We start from the raw sequence: 2,452 nt of genomic DNA, 5'->3' as shown, positions 1-2,452 counted from the left end.
GCCCGACGCGCTGGAGGGCTACCGCGCCTCGCTGGCCCTCGGCCTGGAGCGCGGTCTGCCGGCCGGCCCGCGGCCCACCGCGACCTTCGTCGCCCAGCTGACGGAGTGGGCGGGCGACGGGCGCGGCTGGTTCGACGAGTTCGCCTCCTCGGGCCCGGAGACCCTCCGCAAGGAACTGGACGAGGCAGCCGCCCTGGCGACCGACGCGGTGGCCGGGCTCCGGGACTGGATGACCGAGGTGTACGCCCCCGCCGTGGCGGGCACGCCCGACACCGTGGGCCGGGAGCGGTACGCCCGCTGGTCGCGCTACTTCAACGGGACGGACCTCGATCTCGACGAGGCGTACGCGTACGGCTGGTCCGAGTACCACCGGCTGCTCGCCGAGATGCGGACCGAGGCCGGGAAGATCCTTCCCGGGGCGAGCCCCTGGGAGGCGCTCGCCCACCTCGACGAGCACGGCACGCACATCGAAGGGGTCGAGGAGGTACGGAACTGGCTCCAGGGCCTGATGGACGAGGCGATCGCGGCGCTGGACGGCACCCACTTCGAACTCGCCGACCGGGTACGGAAGGTGGAGTCCCGGATCGCCCCGCCGGGCGGCGCGGCAGCACCGTACTACACGGGCCCCTCGGAGGACTTCTCGCGGCCGGGCATCACGTGGCTGCCCACGATGGGCGAGACGCGCTTCCCGGTCTACGACCTGGTCTCGACCTGGTATCACGAGGGGGTGCCGGGCCACCACCTCCAGATCGCGCAGGCGACCCACGTGGCGGACCGGCTCTCCCGGTACCAGGCGTCGGTCGGCATGGTCAGCGCCAACGCCGAGGGGTGGGCGCTGTACGCGGAACGTCTCATGGACGAACTGGGTTTCCTGCCGGACGCGGAGCGCCGGATCGGCTACCTGGACGCGCAGATGATGCGGGCCTGCCGGGTGATCGTGGACATCGGCATGCACCTGGAGCTGGAGATCCCGGCGGAGTCGCCGTTCCACCCGGGTGAACGCTGGACGCCGGAGCTGGCGCAGGAGTTCTTCGGCAACCACAGCGGCCGTCCCGCCGACTTCGTGGAGAGCGAGCTGACCCGCTACCTGTCGATGCCGGGCCAGGCGATCGGCTACAAGCTCGGCGAGCGCGCCTGGCTGCTGGGCCGGGAGAACGCGCGCAAGCGGCACGGCGACGCCTTCGACGCGAAGGCGTGGCACATGGCGGCCCTGTCGCAGGGCCCGCTCGGCCTGGACGACCTGGTGGACGAGCTGTCGAAGCTCTGACGGCCACGGCGGCGGGGCGCCCCGTGGACGGGAGCCCCGCCGCCGCCCCCCGTACCGGGGCGCACCGCTCACTCGCGCGCCTGGAGGACGTGATGACCACCTCGCTGCTCCACTGCGCGGACCCGCTGCGGGCGGGCCGGGTTGATCCGGTGTTCGCCGAGGAGGCCGCGCAGGCGGGGGCGTACGGCATGACGCGGGCCCTGCTCGACCATGACGCGCTGCTCGCGGGTGACCTGACCCGCGCCCTGGCCCGGGTGGAGCGGGGCTCGGGGCCGTACTGGTACCGGGGCTGGATGATGCCGCCGGCGGTGTACGCGACGCTGGAGCGGGCGCTGGCCGAGCGGGGATGCGTGGTGCTGACGGGCGCCGCGGATTTCCGCCGCGGCCACGAACTCCCGGGCTGGTACGAGGAGTTCGCCGCGCTGACTCCCCCCAGCCGGTGGCTGCCCCGGGCGCCCGGCGCCCCACCGCCCCCGGACGAACTGGCCACGCTGGCCGCTCCGTTGGGCCCCGGCCCCGGCGTGGTCAAGGACTACGTCAAATCGCGGAAGCACGAGTGGGACGAGGCGTGCTTCGTCCCCGAACTGACCGACACGGCACGGCTGTCGGCCGTGGTGGAGCGCTTCTTCGCCCTCCAGGACGACACGCTCGCGGGGGGCCTGGTGCTGCGCGCGTACGAGCCGTTCGTGGCGGGCGGCGAGGCACGCGTGTGGTGGGTGGACGGCACACCGGTCCTCACGACGGCCCACCCGGACACCCCGGACCGACGCCCCACACCGGAGACCGACGCGGTGGGTACGGCGGTACGGGAACTGGGCTCACGCTTCGTCACGACGGACCTGGCCCTCCGGGAGGACGGCGTGTGGCGGGTGGTGGAGGTGGGCGACGGCCAGGTGAGCGGCCTCCCGACCGGAACCGACGCGACACCGCTGTTCGCCGCGCTGGCAAAGGCGGGTGACCGCCGGCCCGGCGGGTGAGGGGCGGGACGGAGTCCGGCAACCCGGCGCCCCGGCCGCACCGGCAGGTGAGGCGTCGAAGCCCGGCCCGGCGACCGGGACGTCCCTACCCGGTCCGGCTGATGAAGCGACAGCTCCCCGGCCCGGCGGGTGACGTGCCCTAGGGCGTGTCCGCGAAGTGGGGTCGTCGGCCCGGAGGGCGGGGCTCGCGGTGTCTGGTGCGTGCGAT

2 protein-coding genes are annotated in these 2,452 nt (G+C 74.1%); both read left to right on the top strand.

Going from position 1 to position 2,452, the window contains the following annotated elements; translation table 11 throughout:
- The coding region (locus tag GT042_RS01165; protein WP_161306825.1) for a DUF885 domain-containing protein at positions 1–1,267 on the top strand (1,267 nt) is incomplete at its 5' end.
- Positions 1,268–1,359: 92 nt separating this feature from the next.
- A complete protein-coding gene (locus tag GT042_RS01160; protein ID WP_161306826.1) occupies positions 1,360–2,244 on the top strand; it encodes an ATP-grasp domain-containing protein in 885 nt (294 codons plus the stop codon).
- The last annotated feature ends 208 nt before the right edge of the window (positions 2,245–2,452 follow it).

This window comes from Streptomyces sp. SID3212, from assembly GCF_009865405.1.
Taxonomy (GTDB): domain Bacteria; phylum Actinomycetota; class Actinomycetes; order Streptomycetales; family Streptomycetaceae; genus Streptomyces.
The sequence above is the reverse complement of the archived record's forward strand: the minus strand, read 5'-3'. Positions and strand labels throughout refer to the sequence as shown.

What these genes read in the sequence shown, in the direction of transcription:
- GT042_RS01160 (WP_161306826.1), top strand. Translation starts at nt 1,360, where the DNA reads ATGACCACCTCGCTGCTCCACTGCGCGGACCCGCTGCGGGCGGGCCGG.